The organism is Arthrobacter pascens, assembly GCF_017052465.1.
Lineage (GTDB): Bacteria > Actinomycetota > Actinomycetes > Actinomycetales > Micrococcaceae > Arthrobacter > Arthrobacter pascens.
In genome coordinates this window covers 168,239-189,546 of sequence record NZ_JAFHKT010000145.1, presented here as the reverse complement: position 1 = coordinate 189,546, position 21,308 = coordinate 168,239, and the positions used below count along the sequence as shown (strand labels likewise).

13 protein-coding genes are annotated in these 21,308 nt (G+C 63.0%); 8 read left to right on the top strand and 5 right to left on the bottom strand.

The features are described from left to right. Nucleotides 1-76 precede the first annotated feature (76 nt). Entirely contained in the window at nt 77-577 is a 501-nt protein-coding gene (locus JYA52_RS15285) for a hypothetical protein (protein WP_307869383.1), read from the top strand. A gap of 57 nt (nt 578-634) precedes the next feature. Here JYA52_RS15285 and JYA52_RS15280 read toward each other — a convergent pair whose 3' ends face one another. Further along, nucleotides 635-1,534 (bottom strand): helix-turn-helix domain-containing protein, encoded by a 900-nt coding sequence (locus JYA52_RS15280; RefSeq protein ID WP_205654015.1) that lies wholly within the window; start codon nt 1,532-1,534, stop codon nt 635-637. 227 nt (nt 1,535-1,761) lie between these two features. Here JYA52_RS15280 and JYA52_RS15275 point away from each other — a divergent pair, with 227 nt between their 5' ends. Continuing rightward, complete coding sequence (locus JYA52_RS15275) at nt 1,762-3,228, top strand: MFS transporter (RefSeq protein WP_205654104.1); 1,467 nt, start codon at nt 1,762-1,764, stop codon at nt 3,226-3,228. Nucleotides 3,229-3,233: 5 nt separating this feature from the next. On the opposite strand, the gene JYA52_RS15270 is transcribed toward JYA52_RS15275, so the two are convergent. Beyond that, nucleotides 3,234-3,623: a hypothetical protein gene (locus tag JYA52_RS15270; protein ID WP_205654014.1), complete on the bottom strand. Its 390-nt coding sequence runs from the start codon at nt 3,621-3,623 to the stop codon at nt 3,234-3,236. A gap of 15 nt (nt 3,624-3,638) precedes the next feature. Then, complete coding sequence (locus JYA52_RS15265) at nt 3,639-4,808, bottom strand: patatin-like phospholipase family protein (protein ID WP_205654013.1); 1,170 nt, start codon at nt 4,806-4,808, stop codon at nt 3,639-3,641. Nucleotides 4,809-5,153: 345 nt separating this feature from the next. Here JYA52_RS15265 and JYA52_RS15260 point away from each other — a divergent pair, with 345 nt between their 5' ends. From JYA52_RS15260 to JYA52_RS15250, 3 genes are all read left to right on the top strand, one after another. Next, complete coding sequence (locus tag JYA52_RS15260) at nt 5,154-9,389, top strand: nSTAND1 domain-containing NTPase (RefSeq protein WP_205654012.1); 4,236 nt, start codon at nt 5,154-5,156, stop codon at nt 9,387-9,389. Between the two features lie 170 nt (nt 9,390-9,559). After that, nucleotides 9,560-11,398, top strand: coding sequence for a histidine kinase (locus tag JYA52_RS15255; RefSeq protein ID WP_205654011.1), 1,839 nt, complete (start codon nt 9,560-9,562; stop codon nt 11,396-11,398). Beyond that, nucleotides 11,395-12,072, top strand: coding sequence for a response regulator transcription factor (locus JYA52_RS15250; protein ID WP_240460372.1), 678 nt, complete (start codon nt 11,395-11,397; stop codon nt 12,070-12,072). Before JYA52_RS15255 ends, JYA52_RS15250 begins: the two co-directional genes overlap by 4 nt. A gap of 37 nt (nt 12,073-12,109) precedes the next feature. Here JYA52_RS15250 and JYA52_RS15245 read toward each other — a convergent pair whose 3' ends face one another. After that, nucleotides 12,110-12,502 carry a hypothetical protein gene (locus JYA52_RS15245; protein ID WP_205654010.1) on the bottom strand — a complete coding sequence of 131 codons (393 nt, stop codon included), beginning with the start codon at nt 12,500-12,502 and terminating at the stop codon, nt 12,110-12,112. 402 nt (nt 12,503-12,904) lie between these two features. On the opposite strand from JYA52_RS15245, the gene JYA52_RS15240 reads away from it, so the two are divergent. The 3 genes from JYA52_RS15240 to JYA52_RS15230 all read left to right on the top strand — a co-directional run bounded on the left by JYA52_RS15240 (nt 12,905) and on the right by JYA52_RS15230 (nt 18,899). Beyond that, on the top strand, nt 12,905-13,411 hold the full coding sequence (locus JYA52_RS15240; protein WP_205654009.1) for a hypothetical protein: 507 nt from the start codon (nt 12,905-12,907) through the stop codon (nt 13,409-13,411). Between the two features lie 290 nt (nt 13,412-13,701). Then, nucleotides 13,702-17,898, top strand: a complete 4,197-nt coding sequence (locus tag JYA52_RS15235) for an nSTAND1 domain-containing NTPase (protein WP_205654008.1) — start codon at nt 13,702-13,704, stop codon at nt 17,896-17,898. A gap of 461 nt (nt 17,899-18,359) precedes the next feature. Further along, entirely contained in the window at nt 18,360-18,899 is a 540-nt protein-coding gene (locus tag JYA52_RS15230; protein ID WP_205654007.1) for a hypothetical protein, read from the top strand. A gap of 137 nt (nt 18,900-19,036) precedes the next feature. On the opposite strand, the gene JYA52_RS15225 is transcribed toward JYA52_RS15230, so the two are convergent. After that, nucleotides 19,037-21,091 (bottom strand): glycoside hydrolase family 15 protein, encoded by a 2,055-nt coding sequence (locus JYA52_RS15225; RefSeq protein ID WP_307869380.1) that lies wholly within the window; start codon nt 21,089-21,091, stop codon nt 19,037-19,039. Nucleotides 21,092-21,308 lie beyond the last annotated feature (217 nt).

Sequence of the window (21,308 nt, the reverse complement as noted above, 5' to 3'; positions counted from 1 at the left end):
TAGTCAGGAGTCTCTCTTGACAGGCCTACGATCACAGGGCTCTTATCGAGTACCTACATGAAATAGGAGAGGGGTGGTGGCTGTGCCTGCCATCCAGACTACCCCGGGGAACCAGGCCCGCCTCCGGACGGGAGCCGCTCTCATGACGCTTGCCGGGCTGGCCTTCGTTGCGTACGCCGGCGTCTTCCTAGGACTCAACTTTACGGGAGCCTTTCTCGAGCTGGGTATCGGCCCTGATCAAGTGGACAAGGGGATGGCGGAGGTCGAGGCGTTCAGCCCACAGCTGCATCACTACATCAGCCATCTGCACATTGCGCTCAGCGGCTTCATCGCTGCGACCGGGCTGGCCATCGCAGGCCTGTCCTGGTACGGGGTGCGCCGAGGAGAACGGTGGGCCTTTGCCACGGCCGTTACGGTCCCGACCGTCGGACTAGCAGTGGCCCTCCCCGCCCATTACCCGTGGGGTCTGGCCACGCTTGGGCACCTCGGCCCGGTCTACCTCGCTGTCCTTATTTTCCTGGCGGGGGTCGGCGTAGCCTACAGCGGAATGCGAAGCCCTTCGATGAAACACGACTGAGATTCCGAACCAGGCTGCTGACCGATCGCGGTCAGCAGCCTCACATGACCGGTTTCCTCATCGCCACATTTCCGAGTGGCTGGGCGCTCTGCGCCCTAGTGCTGCTGTGGGCACATCGGTTTCGGCACGGAGCAGCTGCAGGGCTTCCGCTGCAGGAGTGCCGGGGTCAGCGGTGTACATCAGGATCCGGTGACCTGACTCATCAGGCTGGGTCAGGACTTCGAAATTCAGCTCCAGGTCACCGACTTCAGGGTGGTGCATGTACTTCAGGCCGGACATGCAGTTCTCCACCGGGTGCTTGGCCCACAGCGTCGCGAAGTCGGGGCTCTTCATCGTCAATTCGCCCACGAGGGCCGCCAGCTCAAGGTCATCGGAAGTCATACCGGCCAGGCGCCGAAGCGACGCAACGGCACGCGTGGCCTCCTCCTGCCAACGCGAATAGAGCTCCCGCGTGTGCGGATCCAGGAACAGCATACGGGTCATGTTCGGCCGAGTTGACGGCGTCTCAGGCGAAGCCAGATCCAGATGCCCGGCAACCAGTCGCTGTCCGAGAGGATTCCACGCGAGCACTTCGCTGCGGCGGCCCAGGACGACCGCCGGAGTGGTGAACGTGGATCGGATGAGCCTTAGCGTGCCGGGCCGTGCCTTGTCCGGTTTGGTCAGGGTACGCCGTTTTGTCTTGCCTGGCCGGGCCAGATTGAACAAGTGTGCGCGCTCATCGGTGTTCAGATTCAACGCGCGGGCGATGGAACCGATGACCGATTCGGAGGCGTTTTTGCTCAGTCCCTGCTCGAGCCGGGTGTAGTAGGTGTTGCTGACGCCGGCCAGCATGGCCAGCTCTTCCCTCCTGAGCCCTGGCACTCTGCGGATGCCGTAGTTCAAAAGGCCAACGTCCTCGGGCTGCAGGGATGCCCTCCGGACGCGTAGGAACTCCCCAAGTTCACTGAGATTACTCATGCGCCCCATTCTGCCTCTCGTTGGAGTAACTATCCTGTCACTGGCGGTGGTACCCACAGAGGGGTGTGGTTGATGTTGCTGGCTTCCTTGAAGCTGAGGACGTAAAAGTGCCGCCTTGGCGGCCCGACCAGCAGACAAGGATCACCCAGATGACCGCTCAACCCGACACCACCAAGCCCGACACATTACTGGCACCGCCACAGCCGAAGAGTTCATCGGCTCCGGGCATGACAGGTAAGCAGCGGCTTGCCCTGGTTGTGCTGCTAACCGCGAGCTTCACCTTGGCCGTTGACTTCTCCATCCTCAACGTTGCCCTTCCAACCATCGGCACCGACGTCGGATTCAGCCTCGAGAACCTCCAGTGGGTCGCCACGGCATTCTCTCTCTGCGCGGCGGGCCTGACCCTGCTGTTCGGCAGGGTCGCTGACCTTGTCGGCCGACGCAGGATGTTCCTTTTCGGTATGACGCTGCTCGGCGCTGCTTCCCTGATGGGGGGACTGGCCATCGACCCGGCAGTCCTGCTGATCGCCCGCGTGGGGCAGGGCATCGCCACAGCGATTGTCGTTCCGGCTGCGCTGTCGCTGCTGCTGGGTTCCTTCGCCGAAGGACCTCTCCGGGACAAGGCGCTGGGCCTCAACGGTGCACTGATGGCGGCCGGCTTCACCACGGGCGCCATCCTGGGCGGGCTGCTGACTGATCTGGTGAGCTGGCGCTGGGCGTTCTTCATCAACATCCCTGTTGCAGTGGCTGTCCTGGTCATCGCACCTATCGTGCTCGCCGAAAGCAGGCCCACAACCAAAACGCGGCTCGACATCCCCGGCGCCATCACCGTCACCCTGGGCCTCCTCGCCCTCGTCTTCGGCATGACGCACGCAGCGGAGAACTCCTGGACCGACCCGCTGACGCTGGGATCGCTGGCCGCATCAGCGGTGCTCCTCGTTGCCTTCGCCGCCGTGGAACGCCGGGCCAAATTTCCCCTGGTGCCCCTGACAATCCTGAAGCGGTCAACCGTCGCCTGGGGCAATATCGCAGGCGTAATGGCGTTCGTGACGGAAACCTCGTTGGTGTTCCTTCTCACCCTGTACCTCCAGCAGGTCCTTGGCTACACACCGCTGGGCGCCGGGCTCGCTTTCGCTGTCCTGGGCCTTGGTACCGTCCTGGGCGGCATCCTCGGGCCGAAGATCATCGGTAAGGTCGGCAACAAGCGGGCCATCGTGTACGGCTTCATCGTCCAGGCCATCGCGACAGCGTCCCTGGCCCTGCTGAGCAATGATCCCGCGGCCATCGCACTGCTTCTGGTCGCCACGTTTGTCGGCGGTGTCGCCAACTTGGTTGTCATCGTCGGCTTCATGGTTACGGCCACCTCAGGGCTGCCCGACGGGGAGCAGGGGCTCGCCACCGGGCTGGCCACCATGAGCCAGCAGATAGGCATCACCATGGGAATCCCGATCATGAGCGCCATCTTCACGGCCCAGCTCGTGTCCCTTGGATCAACTGACGCTCCGGCAGTTCTTAGCGGCGTCACCCTGGCGATCTGGGTGAACGCGGGACTCTGCCTGGCGACCGCGCTGGTGGTGGCATTGTTCCTCAAAAAACCGGCCGCTGTGGAAGTCGATGTGGCAACATGCTCGCCTTCACCTGCCGCGGCAGCGCGGTCCTACGCGCAATCACCGGATGGCTCGCCGGGCCAGTGAGCTCGCTATTCGTCCGGTTCGTAGTGAGTTTGGAATCTTTCGGCGGTCATGGCGTAGCCATCGGTGCCATCTTCGTTGTTGAACACCACAAAGTCGCCCTTGTTGTAGTGAGTCCGGCCTTCCTTGGTGGTCACGCTGCCGGCTTCCGAGGCAACTTCAGCCCAGACCGGCGTGGATTTCACATAAGCACCTCGGCGGACCTGTCGATAAGTGGCGGCGAAGACGTCCGCGTCGACGGTGTGGATGTCGCCGTCGTCGTCCACCAGCCAGTCGCCTGCCTTGCACTTCTGTTCACCGCCCCACTTGCGATAGCTGAACCCCTCGGTGTCCAGGCGCAACGGTACGGCGACCACGTAGTAATCCGGCCGGCTCCTGTAGCGGCGGAACTCACTCATCAGCGTCCCTTTCCTTCAGACGCGCGGCAGGTCAAATACGGTGCCAAAATCAGTGTCCCGCACATCCCGTGTCGCGGCCAGACTGCCCAGCCGGTGGAGTGCCTCCATATTTTCCGGTGCATCCATGGCGCTCAGCGAGGAGACCGCCTCAGGTGCGGCAAGAGTTTCGTCCAGGGCGCGGACACTCTCCGGGCGCAGGTCCACGTTATAGCGCAGGTAGCTCATGAGTGGGGCACCGGCGAGGAGATCGCCGGTCAGCGACCCCAATTCCCTGTCGATCATTCTCGCGGTGGGGCTGGCGGACATCCACTGCAGCATCGTCTCCTGAAGTACTGCGCAGTCCTGCAGCACGGATTTCAGTGCCCGCAGGGCGTGGCTTGCGGTGAACTTTGCCTGGCTGACGGCAGGATCCGCAGCGCCAGTGCCGACCGACACCAGCAGCAGCTTCTCCCCACCCGTCTCCCAGCCCACGCGGTAGCCCTCCATAGAGGCGTACATGAGCGCCTGCAGGGCAGGATTGTTGAAGGGACTGACACCACCGTCCACGAAACTACCGGTCACAGGGCTCAGGTTGCGGCCGCCCATTATGGTGATGGTTTCCGGTTCGAAAAATGACGGCGCAGCGGTGGAGGCCCGGACAACCTGCCAGAGTGGATAGTCACCGTTACCCATCCTGCCGTTGGCCCCGGAAACAAAATACCTGCCGCGGGGGTTGTTGCTCACCGGCCATGGACTGCCGCTGTCCAGGCGCTTGATGACCACCAGCAATCCCGTCAACAGCTCGGGGCCGCCCAAAGTGGTGTCCGTACCGAAGACATCCTTCAACTCCGCAACCAGGGCCTGTTCGTTGTACCTGGCGCGCAGAAGAACCTGGCGCATAAGACTTTTTTCAAACACCCGCCACCCAAGGCTGAAATACTTGTCAGTGAGTTCGCCGACGCTCAATCCTTGGGCGAGGGCCGCCGCGATGATGGCCCCGGTAGACGTCCCTGCAATCAGGTCAAAGTAGTGGCAAAGACGGAAGTCATCACCTCCGCCGTGGCGTTCCCGCAGTAGGTCCTCTATCTTTTCCAGAATTCCGAGGCTCAAGACGCCCCGCAGCCCGCCGCCGTCAAGAGCAAGAATGCGCTTGGGCCTGCCATCACAGCGGAAGTGCTCGTCCCGGTTACGTATGCGATAAGGCATCTGGAACGCCTCTTCTCATTGTCGAGCTGCGTAAGACCATGCTAGCTGGACACAGTTTGGTAGTCAGGGCCGCGTGCTTGGCGATCTGGCAAATCCGTCGGCAGGGCCCGGGGCGATGGTCTACTGTGCCCATCCGCCACCCTTGTAGTGCGTGACGCGCGGGGTGGAGTATTGATCTGGGGGGCTGAGTGATTCGCTTCCGCGGGCAGGAGACGTTGTGTACGCAGCACAGGTTGGCCGTCGCCAGCCTCGTCGGCGTGGGCTCCTACAGCGGTGCCGGCGGGATCACTGTGCGGTTCTGATGCGAGGCCGCCCGTCTTTACTGCGATGGATCGCGGTGCAGGCATGTCTCGTGTTTTCCTGAGTCATTCCAGCCGGGACACTTGGCAGGCGGTCGCCCTAAAGCGGTGGCTGGTGGAGCAAGACCCGGGTCTTGCCGAGGAGATTTTCCTGGATCTTGATCCCGTGACGGGTATTGCGCCGGGGGAGCGGTGGAAGGAGGCTCTGCTTCGGGCCAATGAGCGGTGCGAGGTGGTCATTTGCCTGCTCTCCGCCAGCTGGGAGGACTCCCGCGAATGCTTGGCCGAGTACCGGACCGCGGAGAATCTGGGAAAGCTGATCCTGTGTGCCCGGCTTGAGCCTCTGGAAGAGGAAGGTGTCACCGGGGAATGGCAGCGTTGCGACCTCTTCGGCAACGGACCCACAACCGAAATTCCAATCGACGGCAAAGTCAGCCCTGTGGTTTTTCTCACGGAGGGCCTGCGGCGGCTGCACCAAGGGCTGCGCCGTACAGGGATCGGGGCAGAGCACTTCGCCTGGCCGCCGCCGCAGGATGCAGGCCGTTCCCCCTATCGAGGGTGGGAACCGTTCGAGGAAGCGGACGCTGCGGTATTCTTCGGCCGGGACGGACAAATCGTGCGCGGCTTGGATGCGCTGCGTACGATGCGCAGCTCCGGCATCGAGTCGCTGTTCGTAATCCTGGGTCCGTCCGGTGCGGGCAAGTCCTCGTTCCTGCGGGCGGGGCTACTGCCGAGGCTGCGGCGGGAGGACAGACAGTTCCTAGTGCTGGACACCGTGCGGCCGGAGCGAAACCCGCTCACCGGTGACTATGGCCTTGCCTGCGTGGTCCACGCCCAGCGCACCCGTCTGGGACTGGCTACTCCCACTCTCGGGGCCATCAAGGATGCCTGCAGTCGGGTGGACACGGAGCAACTGCGCAAGTGGCTGGCCGAAGCCCGGCAAGCTGCCGCCGAACGGCTGCTGGAGGTACCAGCCGGGACACCGCCGCCGACCCTGGTTTTGCCGCTGGATCAAGCCGAGGAACTCTTCAGTGCGGATGCCGGCCCCCAGGCCCCCCGATTCCTGGAATTGCTTGCCGGCCTGCTGGACCACGAAGACGGGACGGTGCCAGCGTTAATTGTTGCCGCGACGGTCCGCTCGGATTTCTACGAACCACTGCAGACGGCACCTGAGCTGGCCGGGCTTAAGAGCGTCGTCTTCGATGAGCTCAAACCGATGCCGGTCGCCAGGTTTAGGGAGGTCATCCTAGGCCCAGCAGCCCGTGCCACCGGGGCCGGGAGACCGCTGGAAATCGAACCTGTGCTGGTGGATCGCCTGCTGGAAGACAGCGTTCAGGGCGCGGACACCCTGCCGTTGCTCTCACTGACCCTGGCACGCCTGTACCAGGACTATGGCGGCGACGGGGACCTCCGTCTGGCCGAATACCATGCGATGGGTGGTATGCAGCAGGTCGTGCAACACGAGATCGACACTCTGCTGTCCCCGGGCCCAGCACTGCGGCAGAGGCAGCTGGATCTGCTCAAATCTGCCTTCATCCCCTGGCTGGCGACCATCAACCCAGACAATGACCAGCCGGTCCGCCGGATGGCCCGCCTATCCGACCTCCCGGCCGACGCCCGGCCACTCATAGATGCCATGGTGGGCCGGCGTTTGTTGGTCGAGGACGAGCGCGCCGGGGAGACCGTAATCGAAGTTGCTCTGGAGAGCCTGTTGCGTCAATGGCAGGATCTGGCCGGGTGGCTGGCAACCGAGCAGGAGGACCTCAAGGAGGCCGACAACCTGGAACGCGCCGCGGCTGCTTGGGAACGCAGCGGCCGCAACGAGGCATGGCTCTTCGCAGGAGAAAGGCTCAGTGGTGCCGAGACACTCTTCGGAAAACCCGGATTCCGGGAACGGCTGGACCCTGCCCGTGGGTTCCTCCGCGCCTCCCGAAGCCGGGAAGCGGAACGGCTTGCAGCTGAGAAAAGACGTCGGGATGCTGAACTACGGGCTGTCCGCGACAAGCAGGAACTGGCTGAAACGCACGCGGCGGATTTACGGAAGCGCTCCCGCGTACTCAAGATCGTCCTGGCATCAGCGGTCGTTATCGCCCTGATTGCCGTGGCTAGCTTCGTGTGGGCCTCCTTTGCTGAGCGCGAGGCCACTGCCCGCGACCGCGAAGCCACAGCTCTTCGTCTTGTATCGGAAGGGCTGTCCATGCTCGAAGGGACCCGGAACGGTGGCGATGCAAACGGTCTCAAGCGTATCCTCGCCGCGCAAGCGATTGCCTCGACCGCGGGAGGTGAGAGCGCACTGTTAAGCGCTGTCAATATGAAGCGCGACCTGCAAAAGATCATGGAAACGACGACCAAAATCAGCAGTATGGCGTTCAGCCCGGACGGCAAGAGGATCCTCACCGGCGGACCCGACGGTACGCTGCGGCTGTGGAATGCTGAGACCGGCCAGGCTCTCGACGAACCGATAAGTGGACATAAAGATAAGGTCAACGGTGTTGCGTTCAGTCCCGACGGGCGACGAGTCCTTTCCTGCGGTGACGACGGCACCGTTCGGCTGTGGGATGCGGCTACAGGCGGCGCCTTGGGCGCGCCTTTGACCGGACACACCGGAGCAGTGACGAGCGTCGCGTTCGGTCCCGGGGGCCACCGGATCCTTTCCGGCGGCGACGACGGCACATTGCGGCTGTGGGACCCGGAAACGGGCCGGGCACTGGGCAAACCGATGACCGGACACAAGAATGCGGTGACGAGCGTCGCGTTCGGCCCGGACGGACGCCGCATTGTTTCCGGCGGTGCCGACGCCACACTGCGGCTGTGGGACGCTGCGGGGGGCCGGGCCATCGGCGCGCCTTTGATCGGACACAAGAAGGCGGTGACCAGTGTGGCATTCGGCCCCGATGGGCGCCGGATCCTTTCCGGCAGCCGGGACGCCCTGGTGCGGCGATGGGACGCGGCGACGGGCCGGGCCCTCGGCGTGCCGATGAGGGGACACAAGGGTGCGGTGACGGGTGTCGCGTTCAGCCCCGACGGGCGACGGACTGTTTCCGGGGGTGACGACGGCACGATCCGGGTCTGGGACACGGAATCGGGCCGGGCCTTCGGCGAGCCGATGACCGCCCGCAAGAGTGGTGCGGTGACGAGTGTCGCGTTCAGCCCGGATGGACACCGAATCCTTTCCGCCAGCGCAGACGCCATATTGCGGCTGTGGGACCCGGAGACGGGCCGGGCCCTCGGCAAACCGATGACCGGACACAAGGATGCGGTGACGAGTGTGGCGTTCAGCCCGGATGGACACCGGATCCTTTCCGGCGGTGACGACGGCACCGTTCGTCTGTGGGACCCGGAAACAAGCCGGGCCCTCGGCAAACCGATGACCGGACACAAGGATGCGGTGATGAGTGTCGCGTTCAGCCCGGATGGTCACCGGATCGTTTCAGGCAGCGCAGATGCTATGGTGCGGCGGTGGGATGCGGAGACGGGCCGTGCTCTCGGCGAGCCCCTGACCGGACACAAGGATGCGGTGACGAGTGTCACATTCAGCCCCGATGGTCACCGGATCCTTTCCGGCAGCCGAGACGGAACGGTGCGGCGGTGGGACGCGGAGACGGGCCGGGCTGTCGGCGAGCCTTTGACCGGACACAAGGATGCGGTGACGAGTGTGGCGTTCAGTCCCGACGGGCGCCGGATCGCCTCCGGCGGTATCGATGGCACGATAAGACGGTGGGACGCGGAGACGGGTCGGGCCCTCGGCGAGCCCCTGACCGGACACAAGGATGCGGTGACGAGTGTCGCATTCAGTCCCAATGGGCGGCGGATCGCCTCCGGCGGTACCGACGGCACAGTGGAGCGGTGGGACACGGAAACGGGTCAGCCCCAAGGTAAGCCGATGACCGGGCACCTGAATGGGGTATACGGCCTGGCGTTGAGCCGCGACGGGCTCCGAATCAGCACCGGGGGTAACGACGGAACCGTGCGGCTCTGGGACGCGGAGACGGGGCAGCCCCTCGTGGGACCGATGACCGGACACGAGGGCCCGGTCTACAGCGTGGCATTCAGCCCCGACGGCCGCCGAATTGCCTCCGGAAGCGACGACGGCACGGTGCGGCTGTGGCCCGTGCCCCTGACCCCGTCCGACACTTTATGTACGAAACTTTCCCAGAACATCAGCCACAAACAGTGGGGTGAATGGGTGTCTCCAGACATCGAATACATCAAGGTCTGCCCCGGCCTTATCGTTCCTCCGGACATACCCGGCAACCGGCGCAAGAATACTCCCGCAAGCTGACAACTGGGCAGATCCTGACCAGAGGATTAAGGAGCAGGCCGAATGTTCGTATGTATGGCTCAGGTCATTGGACCGTGCTACAACGGAGCCACGGCTCCGCGTATGAGGGATGCGGTGGCTCCGATTGGCGGGCGCATCATGGCCGCGGAGACAGCCGGGGACGGAAGGAAATGACTCCGCGACAACTCACGTCTGTAATCGGGGTGACGACGGGCTTCGTAATCCTGGTCTTGCTCTGCGTCGATTGGTCCCCGACAGCCCTACAGGATCCTGCCCGAACTTTGAGTTTGAATGCCCAGGGCGTACTCCGGTGGGGGGAGAATCCGAACCGGATTCCGTTTACGGTTTTTGAGCTGACACTTTTCGTGGGCGTGGGCTTGGCCTTCGTTCTCGCTGGAGGGGCGGCTTGGCGGAGTCGCCCGTCCCGGAACCCGGGGCTGCTGTTGGTTGTGGCGGGTTGGCTTTGGCTGGCGTCCGGGATTCGCCGTTCCAGCGACCCGGTGGCCTTTACGCTCGGCGTAACTCTTACGCTGATGTATCAGCCTCCTTTGCTGCAGTTGGCGCTCAGTTTTCCGTCAGGAACACTGCGCGGTCGGGCTGAAAGAGCTGCCGTAGCGTTCTTCTACGCTTCCTGGCTGTTGGCCCCCGCAGCTGGCTGGGCCTTCTTCGATCCACGCCTCCATGTTGCGGTGGGGGAGTCCACGTCCCGCAATCTGCTGCTTCTCTGGGACAGCCCGTCTCTCGTAGCCGCCCTCGGGAACGCAATCCGCATATTTCAGATCTCGGTGGGGGTCGCGATCGTAACGGTCTTGATCGCCCGGTGGCGCTCAGGGACAAAGGCTTACCGGTCGGCATTCCTGCCACTCTGGCTCGCCGTAATCGTAAAAACAGCGGCCACCGTATGGGTGTCCCTCGCGGTGATCCAACTGTCTGGATCTCTGTCCTCGGAAGCGCTGCTCTGGCAATATCCGGCAACCGCAATAGTGCCGCTGGCAGTATTGTTCGGTCTGTGGCGCTACCGGTTCGCGCGTGGCAGGCTGGGTGATCTCATGGTGGAGGTCGGCTCAGCCCCGGTCAGCGATCGACTAATCGGCGCCCTTCGGAGATCCGTCCACGACCCCACCCTCACTTTGCTACGTTGGTTCCCCGATCAGGCGTCTTTTGTTGACAGCAGCGGAGTTCCCCAGGCGTTACCGGATGGTTCAACCGGGCGCGCCTCGATGGTCTTGGAACGCCACGGAACACCGGTAGGAGCCCTGGTTTTTGACGAAGCCCTCCAAGACCAGCCGCAGCTGCTAGCCGCGGTGCGCAGCGCAACGTCCCTGGCGTTGGAAAACCAGCAGATGGAACAACAGCTCCGGGAGCAACTCGTTGAGGTCCGTCGCTCCAGGGAGAGAATCGTAACGGCCGGGGACTCCCGGCGTCGTCAGCTTGAACGGGACCTTCACGACGGAGCTCAGCAACGCTTGGTGGCCGTGTCGATGGAGCTGGCGCGGGCCCAGCGGACGACGGATTCGCAGGAGGTACAAATCCTAGTCGGGACGGCCAGGGCCGAGCTTTTGGATGCACTTGACGAGTTGCGCGAATTGGCGAGGGGCGTGTATCCCCCCTCGCTCCGGGAGAGAGGTTTAACGGGCTCCCTCACTGCATTAGCGGAGCGATCATCACTGCCCATGGAGCTGGATCTCAGAACGGGCAACGGGCTACCGGCTCACGTGGCGCTGGCTGCCTACTTCATCTGCGCAGAAGCCGTCACCAACGCGACGAAGTACGCCAAGGCGGCGTGGGTGCGCATCTGCATAGACGGAACCGAAAAGGAGTTGCGAATGGAGATCGTGGACAACGGAATTGGTGGTGCCCGGCCGGGACCCGACGGCGGGTTGCTGGGGATTGCGGACCGGGCAGCAGCACTGGGCGGCTCGTTGGTAATCGATAGTCCCGAGGGCAGAGGTACGACGATACGCGCCGTTCTTCCCTTCTCCGCCGACCCGGAACGCGACCTGCCATGACACTGCGTGTCGCCATCGCTGAAGACTCGGCACTACTGCGCCGGGGATTGTCCGCCCTGCTGAAGTCCGAAGGACTAGAAGTCGTGGGTGAGGCTGCTGACGGCCAGCAGCTGCTGGAAATGGTTGACAAACAAGGGGCCGACGTAGCCGTGGTGGACATCCGGATGCCCCCCAGTTACACCATCGAAGGCATCCAGGCCGCCGAAACCATAAGAAGCAGACACCCCGAGACAGGCGTACTCCTCCTGTCCCAGTACGTGGAAACGGAAAACGCGATGTCCCTATTGAAGAATGGGGCCAAAGGCTTGGGCTACCTGCTCAAAGAGCGGGTGTCCGATGTCGACGAATTCATCGACGCCCTGCATCGCGTTGCTGCGGGCGGCACCGCCATCGATCCGGAGCTTGTTACGCGTTTGGTCGACCGTCCGCACAAAGGTCACGATCGAGGAGATGACCTCACGAGCCGGGAGAAGAACGTACTTGAGCTCATGGCTGAAGGGCGAACCAACCAAGCCATAGGGAAGTCGCTCTTCTTAGGGGAGCGCACCGTGGAGGCCCATATTCGGAGCATTTTCCTTAAGCTCGACTTGAGGCCCGAGCCGGAGGACCATAGGCGTGTGCTCGCCGTCCTCACGTACCTCCGAGGAGTCGGACAGGGTCGGAGTTCCGAGTGAAGGGCCAGCCCGTGGTTCCGGGCCGAAGGGATCAGCGTTAGGCAGCGATCTCCCCGTTTGTCGAACCGCTATCGGCGGCCGCCCCGGCAGCCTCGGCTGCCTCCAGCGGGGCCAGGAGGAGTGCCCGCTGGGTTGCGGACAGGGCCTGCGGGAAGGCTAGCGCCAGGTAAGCCAGATGCAGGGCGGCGACGATGTAATGCGTGCCCGCGATACCGTCCAGTGACCGCCGTACGCTGGCCCTGATGCGTTCGAGATTTACGGAATCCCCATGATTGGCCAGAGCCATCCGGGCGACCATGTGCTGCGGATGCCTCTGGACGCTCCTGTCCATTTCGGCCGCAGCCTGCAGCTGTGTTTTGGTCCAGCGACGATCCAAGAGTTGGGTGGCGTCCTCGGTACCCGCGAAATGGGCAAGATGGATCGTGCTCATCGGTACAGGCGTGGACAACATCGACATACTCCTTCGGACTGCTGAGGGATGGCAACGGACCCTGCCGTTTGATCCGTTAGATCCATGGTGCTTTCGGGCGTCAGCGGAAGCATCCGTGCCAGCACGCTTTTTGGGCCGACACAGACAGGGCCAGTGCCTGGAGCGCCGGATCCGGAGCGCTATCGGTTCCCCTGCTTCTCGGAAAACCGTGCTGGCACGGAAGTGCCCGATTCCAACGCGGACGCACCATTGAACTATCGGATTCAAGGGAGTCCGGAACCGGAACTAGGCCTCTCGAGGTTCTCCAATTCCAATCATTTAGGACCGACACGGCCGCCATTGCTATGTGACACATGGGCCAAGGACGTCCACCCCATCATCATCGCCCAGGAGTGTGAATCAATGTTTTCCAACGCAACATCACCAAAAAAGTCCCCAACGGCACGCCGCAAGGTTGCTCTCATGTCCGCGGTTTCGCTCGCACTGGCGACTGTTCCCGTCGCATTGGCTGCCCCGGCCCACGCAGCCACCACCCAATGCTCCGTCAAAGCAGAGAGGCCGGAATATGCAGGGAAGACCAAGTACGGGGTCACGCTGGTCAACTATAAGATAAAGGTGTACTGCGCGAAGGCCCGGGACGTGCTCATCAAGCAAGAACGTTGGGAAGATGACTACACGTATTGGCCTCCCTTCAACGGCAACGATTTCTTGGGTGCATCGTCGTGGAACAACTACCGTGTCGAGACTGGCAAGACGCTGATCATCAACAACGTGCGAACGCTCGTCAACGGGGAGGCCGGAAACGAGGAAGTCTTCCACAAGGCTGCCATCCGGGAAGGTTCGAGAGACCTTGACATCTGGACGGACTGGTCAAAGTGGAGTGTCAGCCCTAACCTCTCAATTTCATAACTGCCTTACAGCACGGCGGTCCGGTGGCTCGGACCAGGCGTCGGAGGCGGGCTGGCCGGTGGAACCATCCGGCCAGCCCGCCTCCGCGTGGGTTCTGGGGTTTCCAGCCACGTGAACCGGTTATTGCAGTGCGGTGCCCTCAGGTGGACCATGGACAGCATGGGAAGGCTCTGGCTCCCGCTGCCAGTAGAGGTTGCGGCTTTCGAGCCGCGATCGGGGGCGGATGCAGGTCGGTTTCCGGTTACCGAGACAGTTCTTGAAGCTTTGCAGCCCAAGGAATGGGTGATCTCTTGTCACGCATCTTCCTGAGTCATTCGAGCCGGGACACCCCTCAGGCCATCGCATTGAAGCGCTGGCTCATTGAGCAGGACCCGGGCCTGGCGGATGAGATTTTTTTGGACTTGGATCCTGTAACCGGGATCCAGCCCGGTGAGCGGTGGAAGGAAGCCCTACGGCGGTCCAATGTCCGATGTGAGGCGGTAATCTGCCTTCTCTCGCGCCACTGGGAGGCATCAGCCGAATGCCGGACCGAGTTCCGTACGGCGGAGTCCCTGAACAAGCTCATTCTGTGCGCACGGCTGGAGCCTCTTGTAGCGGACGGCACTACCGGGGAATGGCAGCGGTGCGACCTGTTCGGCGCGGGTCCGACCACGCAGATCCCGGTTGATGGCATGAACGGTGTGGTGGCGTTTCAGACGGAGGGTCTGCAACGCGTACACCGTGGTCTGCGCCGGGCGGGAATCGGGGCAGAGCATTTCCCCTGGCCACCGCCGAATGATCCTAACCGTGCACCGTACCGAGGATGGGAACCGCTCGAGGAGACGGACGCGGCGGTGTTCTTCGGCCGCGACGGGCAGATTCTCCGCGGCTTGGATGAGCTGCGGGGGATGCGAAATTCCGGCATCGAATCGCTGTTCATGATTCTGGGTCCTTCCGGGGCAGGGAAGTCATCCTTCTTGCGGGCCGGCCTGCTGCCCCGGCTCAAACGGGACGACCGGCACTTTGTGGTTTTGGAGATCATGCGCCCGGAGCGCAACGCGCTCACCGGGGAGCGGGGTTTCGCCCGCTCGCTTCATGCACTGCGAACCGCTATGGGGTTGGCCCGGCCGGTGCTGGCTGAAATCAAGGATGCCTGCACCGCGGCTGACGCGGACCGGTTGCGGGCGTGGCTGACAGAAGCCAGAGAGGCGGCAGCATCCCGGCTGCCGACCGAGGCCGCGGGAACGGCGCCGCCAACTCTCGTGTTGCCCCTGGACCAGGCGGAGGAACTCTTCAGCGTGGACGCCGGACCACAAGCCAATCAGTTCCTGGAACTCCTGGGCCGGTTATTGCGCAATCATGATGGGCTTGCGCCGGAATTGATTGTGGCTGGCACGATCCGTGCAGACCGGTACGAAGTGCTGCAGACCGCACCGGACTTGGCCGGACTTGGGAGCCGCCTTTTCGACGATGTCAGACCGATGCCGGTCGCCCAATTCAAGGAGGTTATCCTCGGACCTGCCGAACGGGCCACCGCGGCCGGACGGACCTTGAGGGTGCAGCCGGATCTGGTCGACCGGCTCCTGGCCGATTCCGCTGAGGGCGCGGACACACTGCCACTGCTCTCATTGACCCTGGCCCGGGTGTATGCCGACTTCGAAGGGGCCGGGGAGCTGACCTTGGACGGATACGAGGCTGTCGGGGGCATGGCCAGCGTTGTGCAGACGGAAATCGACGCCGTGCTCGCCCGTGACCCGGTGGTGCGTCGGTCGCAGCTTAAGCGGCTGCACTCGGCGTTCATTCCATGGCTGGCGACCATCAACCCGGAAAATGACCAGCCCATGCGCCGCGTCGCGCGACTGACGGATCTTCCGGAACAAGCCCGCTCGCTGATTGAAATGTTGGTCGCCAGGCGCCTGCTGGTCAAAGACGAACGTGACGGCGAGATTGTTGTCGAAGTGGCCTTGGAGAGCCTCCTGCGCCAATGGAAGGAGTTGGCCGGCTGGCTGGCCAGCGAGCGGGAGGACCTTAAGGAGGCCGACAATCTTGAACGCGCTGTAGCGGCATGGGAGAGCAGCGGCCGCGGCGATGCCTGGCTCTTCGAAGGCGAACGGCTGACCGGGGCGTCGTCGCTGGCCGAAAAACCTGGCTTCCGGGACCGCCTAGGCAACGCCCGGAGGTTCTTGGACGCTTCCAGAAAACGGGAGGACGATCGAATTGCCGAAGCCCAACAGCGGCAGCAAGCCGAACTACTGGCCGCCAGAGAGAAGCAGGAAGCAGCCGAAACGCATGCAGCGGTGCTGCGGAAAAGCGCCCGCTTGCTGAAAGCTGTATTGATCGTTGTGGTCCTGGTCGCCATAGTTGCAACTGCCGGTTTCGTTCGGGCCTTCATCGCCGAAGGTGAGGCCACTACCCGTACCCGCGAGGCAACGGCTTTGCAGCTTGCGGCCGAAGGCCAGTCGATGCTCGCTGGTGCCCGTCCCGGCGGCGAAGTGCGCGGGATGCTCCAGATGCTTGCAGCGCAGGCTCTGATGCCAACCGGCGAAGGCGAGCGGGCCGTCGTCAACGCCGTGGTGAAGCAACGATTCGTCGAAAAGATTGCGGACGTCGGAGCCTTTGTCGGGGGAGTGGCGTTCGGGCCGGACGGTGCTCACGTCGTCTCCGGCGACGCCAACGGCACAGTCCGATTATGGGACGCCCGCACGGCTGAGCCCGTGGGGGACCCGATGACCGGACACCGGGGGGCCGTGAAAAGCGTCGTGGTCAGCCCGGATGGACGGCGGATCGCCTCGGCGGGTGCCGACAGGACCGTGCGGTTATGGGACTCAGCCACTGGAGCGCCCGTGGGGGCACCTTTCGCAGGACATAAGGGTGAGGTGAACAGTGTCGCGTTCAGCCCGGACGGCCGGCAGATAGCCTCTGCCAGCGCCGATCGCACGGTGCGACTGACGGACGCGGCCACCGGACTGCCCGTGGGGGAGATGTCCGGGCACCAGGGGGCGGTAAAAAGTGTGGCGTTCAGCCCGGACGGTCGACGGATGGCCTCGGGAGGTTCTGACAGTACCGTGCGGTTATGGGATACCGAGACCCGATCACCCATAGGTGAGCCGCTGACCGGGCACCGGGGAGCGGTGAACAGTGTGGCGTTCAGTCCCGACGGCGAGCGGATCGTCTCCGGGGGCGCGGACCGCACCCTGCGGTTGTGGGACGCAGGCACCGGCGCGCCCGTCGGGCAGCCGATGACCGGACACAGGAATTGGGTATCGGGGGTAGCGTTCAGCCCGGACGGCCGGCGCATCGTCTCGAGCAGCGGAGATTACACTTTGCAGCTGTGGGACGCAGCCACCAGGCTAACCGTTGGGGAGCCGATGACTGGCCACGGGAAAGAAGTAGCCAGTGTGGCGTTCAGCCCCGACGGCCTGCGGATCGCCTCGGGGCTGGGCGATGGCACCCTGCGCTTGTGGGATGCCAGCATTGCTCCACCTATAAAGCACGAAGGCCCGGTGAGCAGTGGGACGTTCAGCCCAGACGGCAGGCGCATTGCCTCCGGAGGCGGCGATGGCACGGTGCGGCTGCGGGACGCCGCCAGGGGTCTACCCATTGGGGCGCCCTTGGCCGGGCACCGCGGTGTAGTGAGCAGTGTGGCGTTTAGCCCCGACGGAAAGCGGATCGCCTCAGCCGGTGCCGATGGCACGGTGCGGTTGTGGGACGCCGCCAAGGCCACAGTCATCGGTGCGCCGATGGCCGCGCACCGGGGTGCCGTGAACGGCGTTGCGTTCAGCCCCGACGGAAAGCGGATCGCTTCGGCCGGTGCCGATGGCACGGTACGGCTGTGGGACTCGACCACGCGCGCGCCAGCCGGGGCGCCAATGACGGGACACCGCGGCGGGGTGAAAAGCGTTGCGTTCAGCCCTGACGGCCTGCGGATCGCCTCCGGGAGCGCAGACCGCATGGTGCGATTGTGGGACGCGGTATCCGGAGCGCCTGTCGGGGATCCCTTGGCAGGACACGAAGGTGACGTGAACAGTGTGGCGTTCAGCCCCGATGGCCGGCGGATCGCCTCCGGGGGCGCAGACCGCATGGTGCGATTGTGGGACGCGGTATCCGGAACGCCTGTCGGGGATCCCTTGGCAGGACACGAAAGTGACGTGAACAGCGTGGCGTTCAGCCCCGATGGCCGGCGAATCGCCTCGGGAAGCGCTGACAGCATGGTGCGGTTGTGGGATGCAGCCACCGGAGACCCCGTCGGTGGACCCATGGCCGGTCACTGGGATGCGGTGAACAGTGTCGCTTTCAGCCCCGACAGTTTGCGGGTCATCTCAGGCAGCCGAGATGGCACCGTACGGTCATGGCCTGCCCCTTCGGAGTGGTCCGCGGCGCTGTGCGCCAAGCTGACGCAGAACCTCAGCCACGAACAATGGCGCGAATGGATCTCTGCCGATGCAGGGTATGTTCAGACCTGTCCTGGTCTTCCGGTTCCGCCCGATGTCACGGCCCGGACCGGTTGAGGCGGGGTTCCGAAGAATCGCCCGCGGCCACGGTTGGCTGGAGCCTGTGTCACCCGTGCCAGGTGCCTGGTGGATGGTGCTTACCGATTAAGACGTGGACAACATAGACGTACTCCTGTGATTGCTGACGGGTGGCAACGGAGCTCGTCGGTTGATCCGTGCCACCTGACTAGGTCCATAGTGCCGTCAGGGGTGCAGGGTCAGGATCCGTGCCAGCACTCATTCTGGTGGAACAAGTGACACAGCGCTGTCTCCGGCGACCGACAGTGGTAGCACGGAAGCGAGGGGCGTTTGCGCAGCCGCAGACTGGAAGTACCGGTTCCGAGAGAAGAAGGATTCCCGGGATTGAAGCCCCGCAAGCAGGGCAAACCTCTAAAACACAAGTCAATGGCTGCTGCACCCAGATGCGGTCGGGCGGCTGTCCAAACAAACCCTTCACACCACTGATTAGGAGCAACGCTGTGTCCATCACAACAGCATCAAAGAAGAACCGAGTCCTGCGGTCGAAGATCGCCCTGGTCTCAGCCATATCATTGAGCCTTGCCGCGGGCTCCGCGGCGCTGGCAGCCCCAGCACAGGCTGCGGATTCCGTAACGCATGCAACCTCAGCGCAGTCCTCACCCCTATTTGCTAGTGCGCACATCACGGCTGACACGCCATACTTCGCGGGGTTTGGGGCCGGCTGGAAGCGTTTGGTGGCATATCCAGGCAAAGTGTATTACCCGTCCAGCGGCTGGGTGCAGGTCAAGCAGGAACGATGGGAACGCGATCACTGGCCGGACCAGAACGACTACCTAGGCACATCGTATTTCAGCAAATACTTCCATAGTGGCGGGACGTTCACCTTCAAAAGCACTTATCCCCTGCAAAGGACGGACTTTGGTTACGGGGACAAGACTGAGGAGGTTTACCACAGGTTGTCATACCGTGTGTACAAGAACGGCTACTGGTCTCCTTGGTCCAAATGGGTATACAGCGACACTGCAAGCATCTATCGGTAATTCCCGGTTACCTAAAAATTAGATCCCGGGACAACTGTCCTGCGATGCTTAGCACCTGGAACGGACCTGCGGGGGCAGGTCCGTTCCGGCCAGAATCGCCGCGCGAATCCAGTGCTTAGCCCGTCGTGCCAGCGGCATCACTGGCGGCACCGGTTGAGAGCGTCGGCCGCCCTTATCAGGGCCAAATGTGAGAACGCCTGCGGATAATTTCCTGCCATGCGGTTGCCGGTTGTGTCGTATTCCTCGCTGAACAGCCCCAGGTCGTTTCCGCAGCCGATGAGCCTGTCCATGAGTCTCCTTGCTTCGGACACGCGGCCCGTCCTGGCGTATTGCTCTGCAAGCCAGAATGAGCAAGCAAGAAAAGGATGTTCCCCAGGTTCAAGACCGTCCAAACAGCTTTCCGTCCGATAACGCATCAGCAGGCCGGACCCGTCGAGAAGATCGCGCTCTAATCGAGACACTGTTCCCAGGATCCGCTCATCGTCGTAGGCCAGAAAGCCCACTTGTGGCAGTACAAGCAGGGACGCGTCCACCTCACTGCTTCCATAGGTCTGGGTAAAGGAATTGATTTCACGGCTGAAACCCTGCTCCAGAATTTCGGCGCGAAGCCCGTCCCTGAGCTCCGCCCATCGCTCCAGCGGACCGTCAAGCCCATGCTCCTGCACAGCCTGCACTCCGCGGTCCATTGCGGCCCACATCATCACGCGGGAATGAGTGAAGTCCCTTTGCTCGCCCCGCATTTCCCAGATGCCGTGGTCTTTCCGTTTGATGTTGTTCTCTACAAATAGGAGCATGTTCCGTTGGAGGGTCCAGGAGAAATGGTCCTCATGCACGCCGCGATTGCGAAGCTTTGCCAAGGCAACCATGACTTCGCCGACAACGTCGCCTTGGTACTGGCGGAAAGCGCCATTGCCGACGCGAACCGGGGCGGAGCCTTCGTAGCCCGGTAAATGGGCCAGGACCCGCTCGGGCAGCTCTCGCTCGCCAGAAACTCCATACATTATTTGAATATCGTGCGGGTCGCCGGCGATAGCCCGAAGCAGCCAGTTCCGCCACTGCAGTGCCTCCTGGTGGAAGCCATGGGTCATCATGGCTTCCAGTGTTAGGGCAGCGTCACGTAGCCAGCAGTATCGGTAATCCCAGTTGCGTTCACCGCCGAAATGTTCTGGAAGTGAGGTGGTCAGGGCAGCCACAATTCCCCCGGTCCTCTCATGCGTCAGCGCACGCAAGACGAGCAGGGAGCGTTCTACTTCCCGGTCATAGTTTCCTTGCCGGAGGTAGTTGCTCGACCAGCTTCTCCAGTACGTGGCAGTTGTTTGCAGCGCCCGGTCGATGTCGATCGCCGGCGGAGGCATATCGTGGGATGAAAATGCGTGCAATTGCAGGTCGAGTGTCTGACCGGCTTCGACGGTGAACTCACCCACGTGCGAATAATCAGGGCCGGCTTCGGGCAATGGATCCGCCCTAAGCATCACAGCTTGCGGTCCGGCGATGGCAAGCAGTGCCTCCCCATCGTCGTCGTGGATCCGATGCACCCACGGCACGACCTTTCCGTAGCTGAACCGCAGCACCAATTCCTGGCGCATCACGACGTGCCCGTGTAACCCCTGCACCCTGCGGATCATTACAGTGCCGCTTCCCCCGATTGGCATGAATTCGGTGACCAGGACTTCACCGGTTGCGGTTCGCCAACGCGTCTCCATGATGAAGGTGGAGGGCAAATACCGGCGTTCCACTTGCATGCGACCGGAGACTTGTTTGTTCTCATGAGCTGGTGCAAGTAGCCAGCGGCCGTGATCCGTGGTCCCAACCAAGGCGCCGAAAACAGAATCAGAGTCAAAACGCGGTAGGCAGAGCCAGTCGATACTGCCCTGTCGTGAGATGAGCGCGCCGGTGCGAAGGTCGGAAATAAAACCGTAATCCTCAATCCGTGCGGTCATGTTCCTAACTGAAGCACAACCAGGGGTGCGCCGGGCAGACTCCCGGACCGGTTTCTTCTGGCCTCGCACTATGAGGACGACGTCGATCCCGAGCCCACCGATCGAGAACAGCAGGCGTCTGGCACCTTCCCTCCCGGCGAAGGATCGTGAATTTTTGAGCGCGGAAGCGAGCAACTCCGCCGCCTTGTCGCTCAAACCTCGATTGCATAGTGATCTCTTCGCGGCACTTTCACTCATGGCGAGGAAGGTCACTGCCCCGAGAATGAACGACGTCGATCCCGGGAACATGGCGGGACGGGTTCTGCTGCTCCTGAAGCCGTTATGTCCCGCTACAGGCGGCCCCGATCAAGATCGGCGCAGGATTCACACAGGGTCCGCCGTTTCGATGGACAGTACGTTGGCGGGCACATAGCTTCGGCAAGAGTGAATGGTCGAATGCATATTGGGGGAAGCATCGTGGGTACTGGCC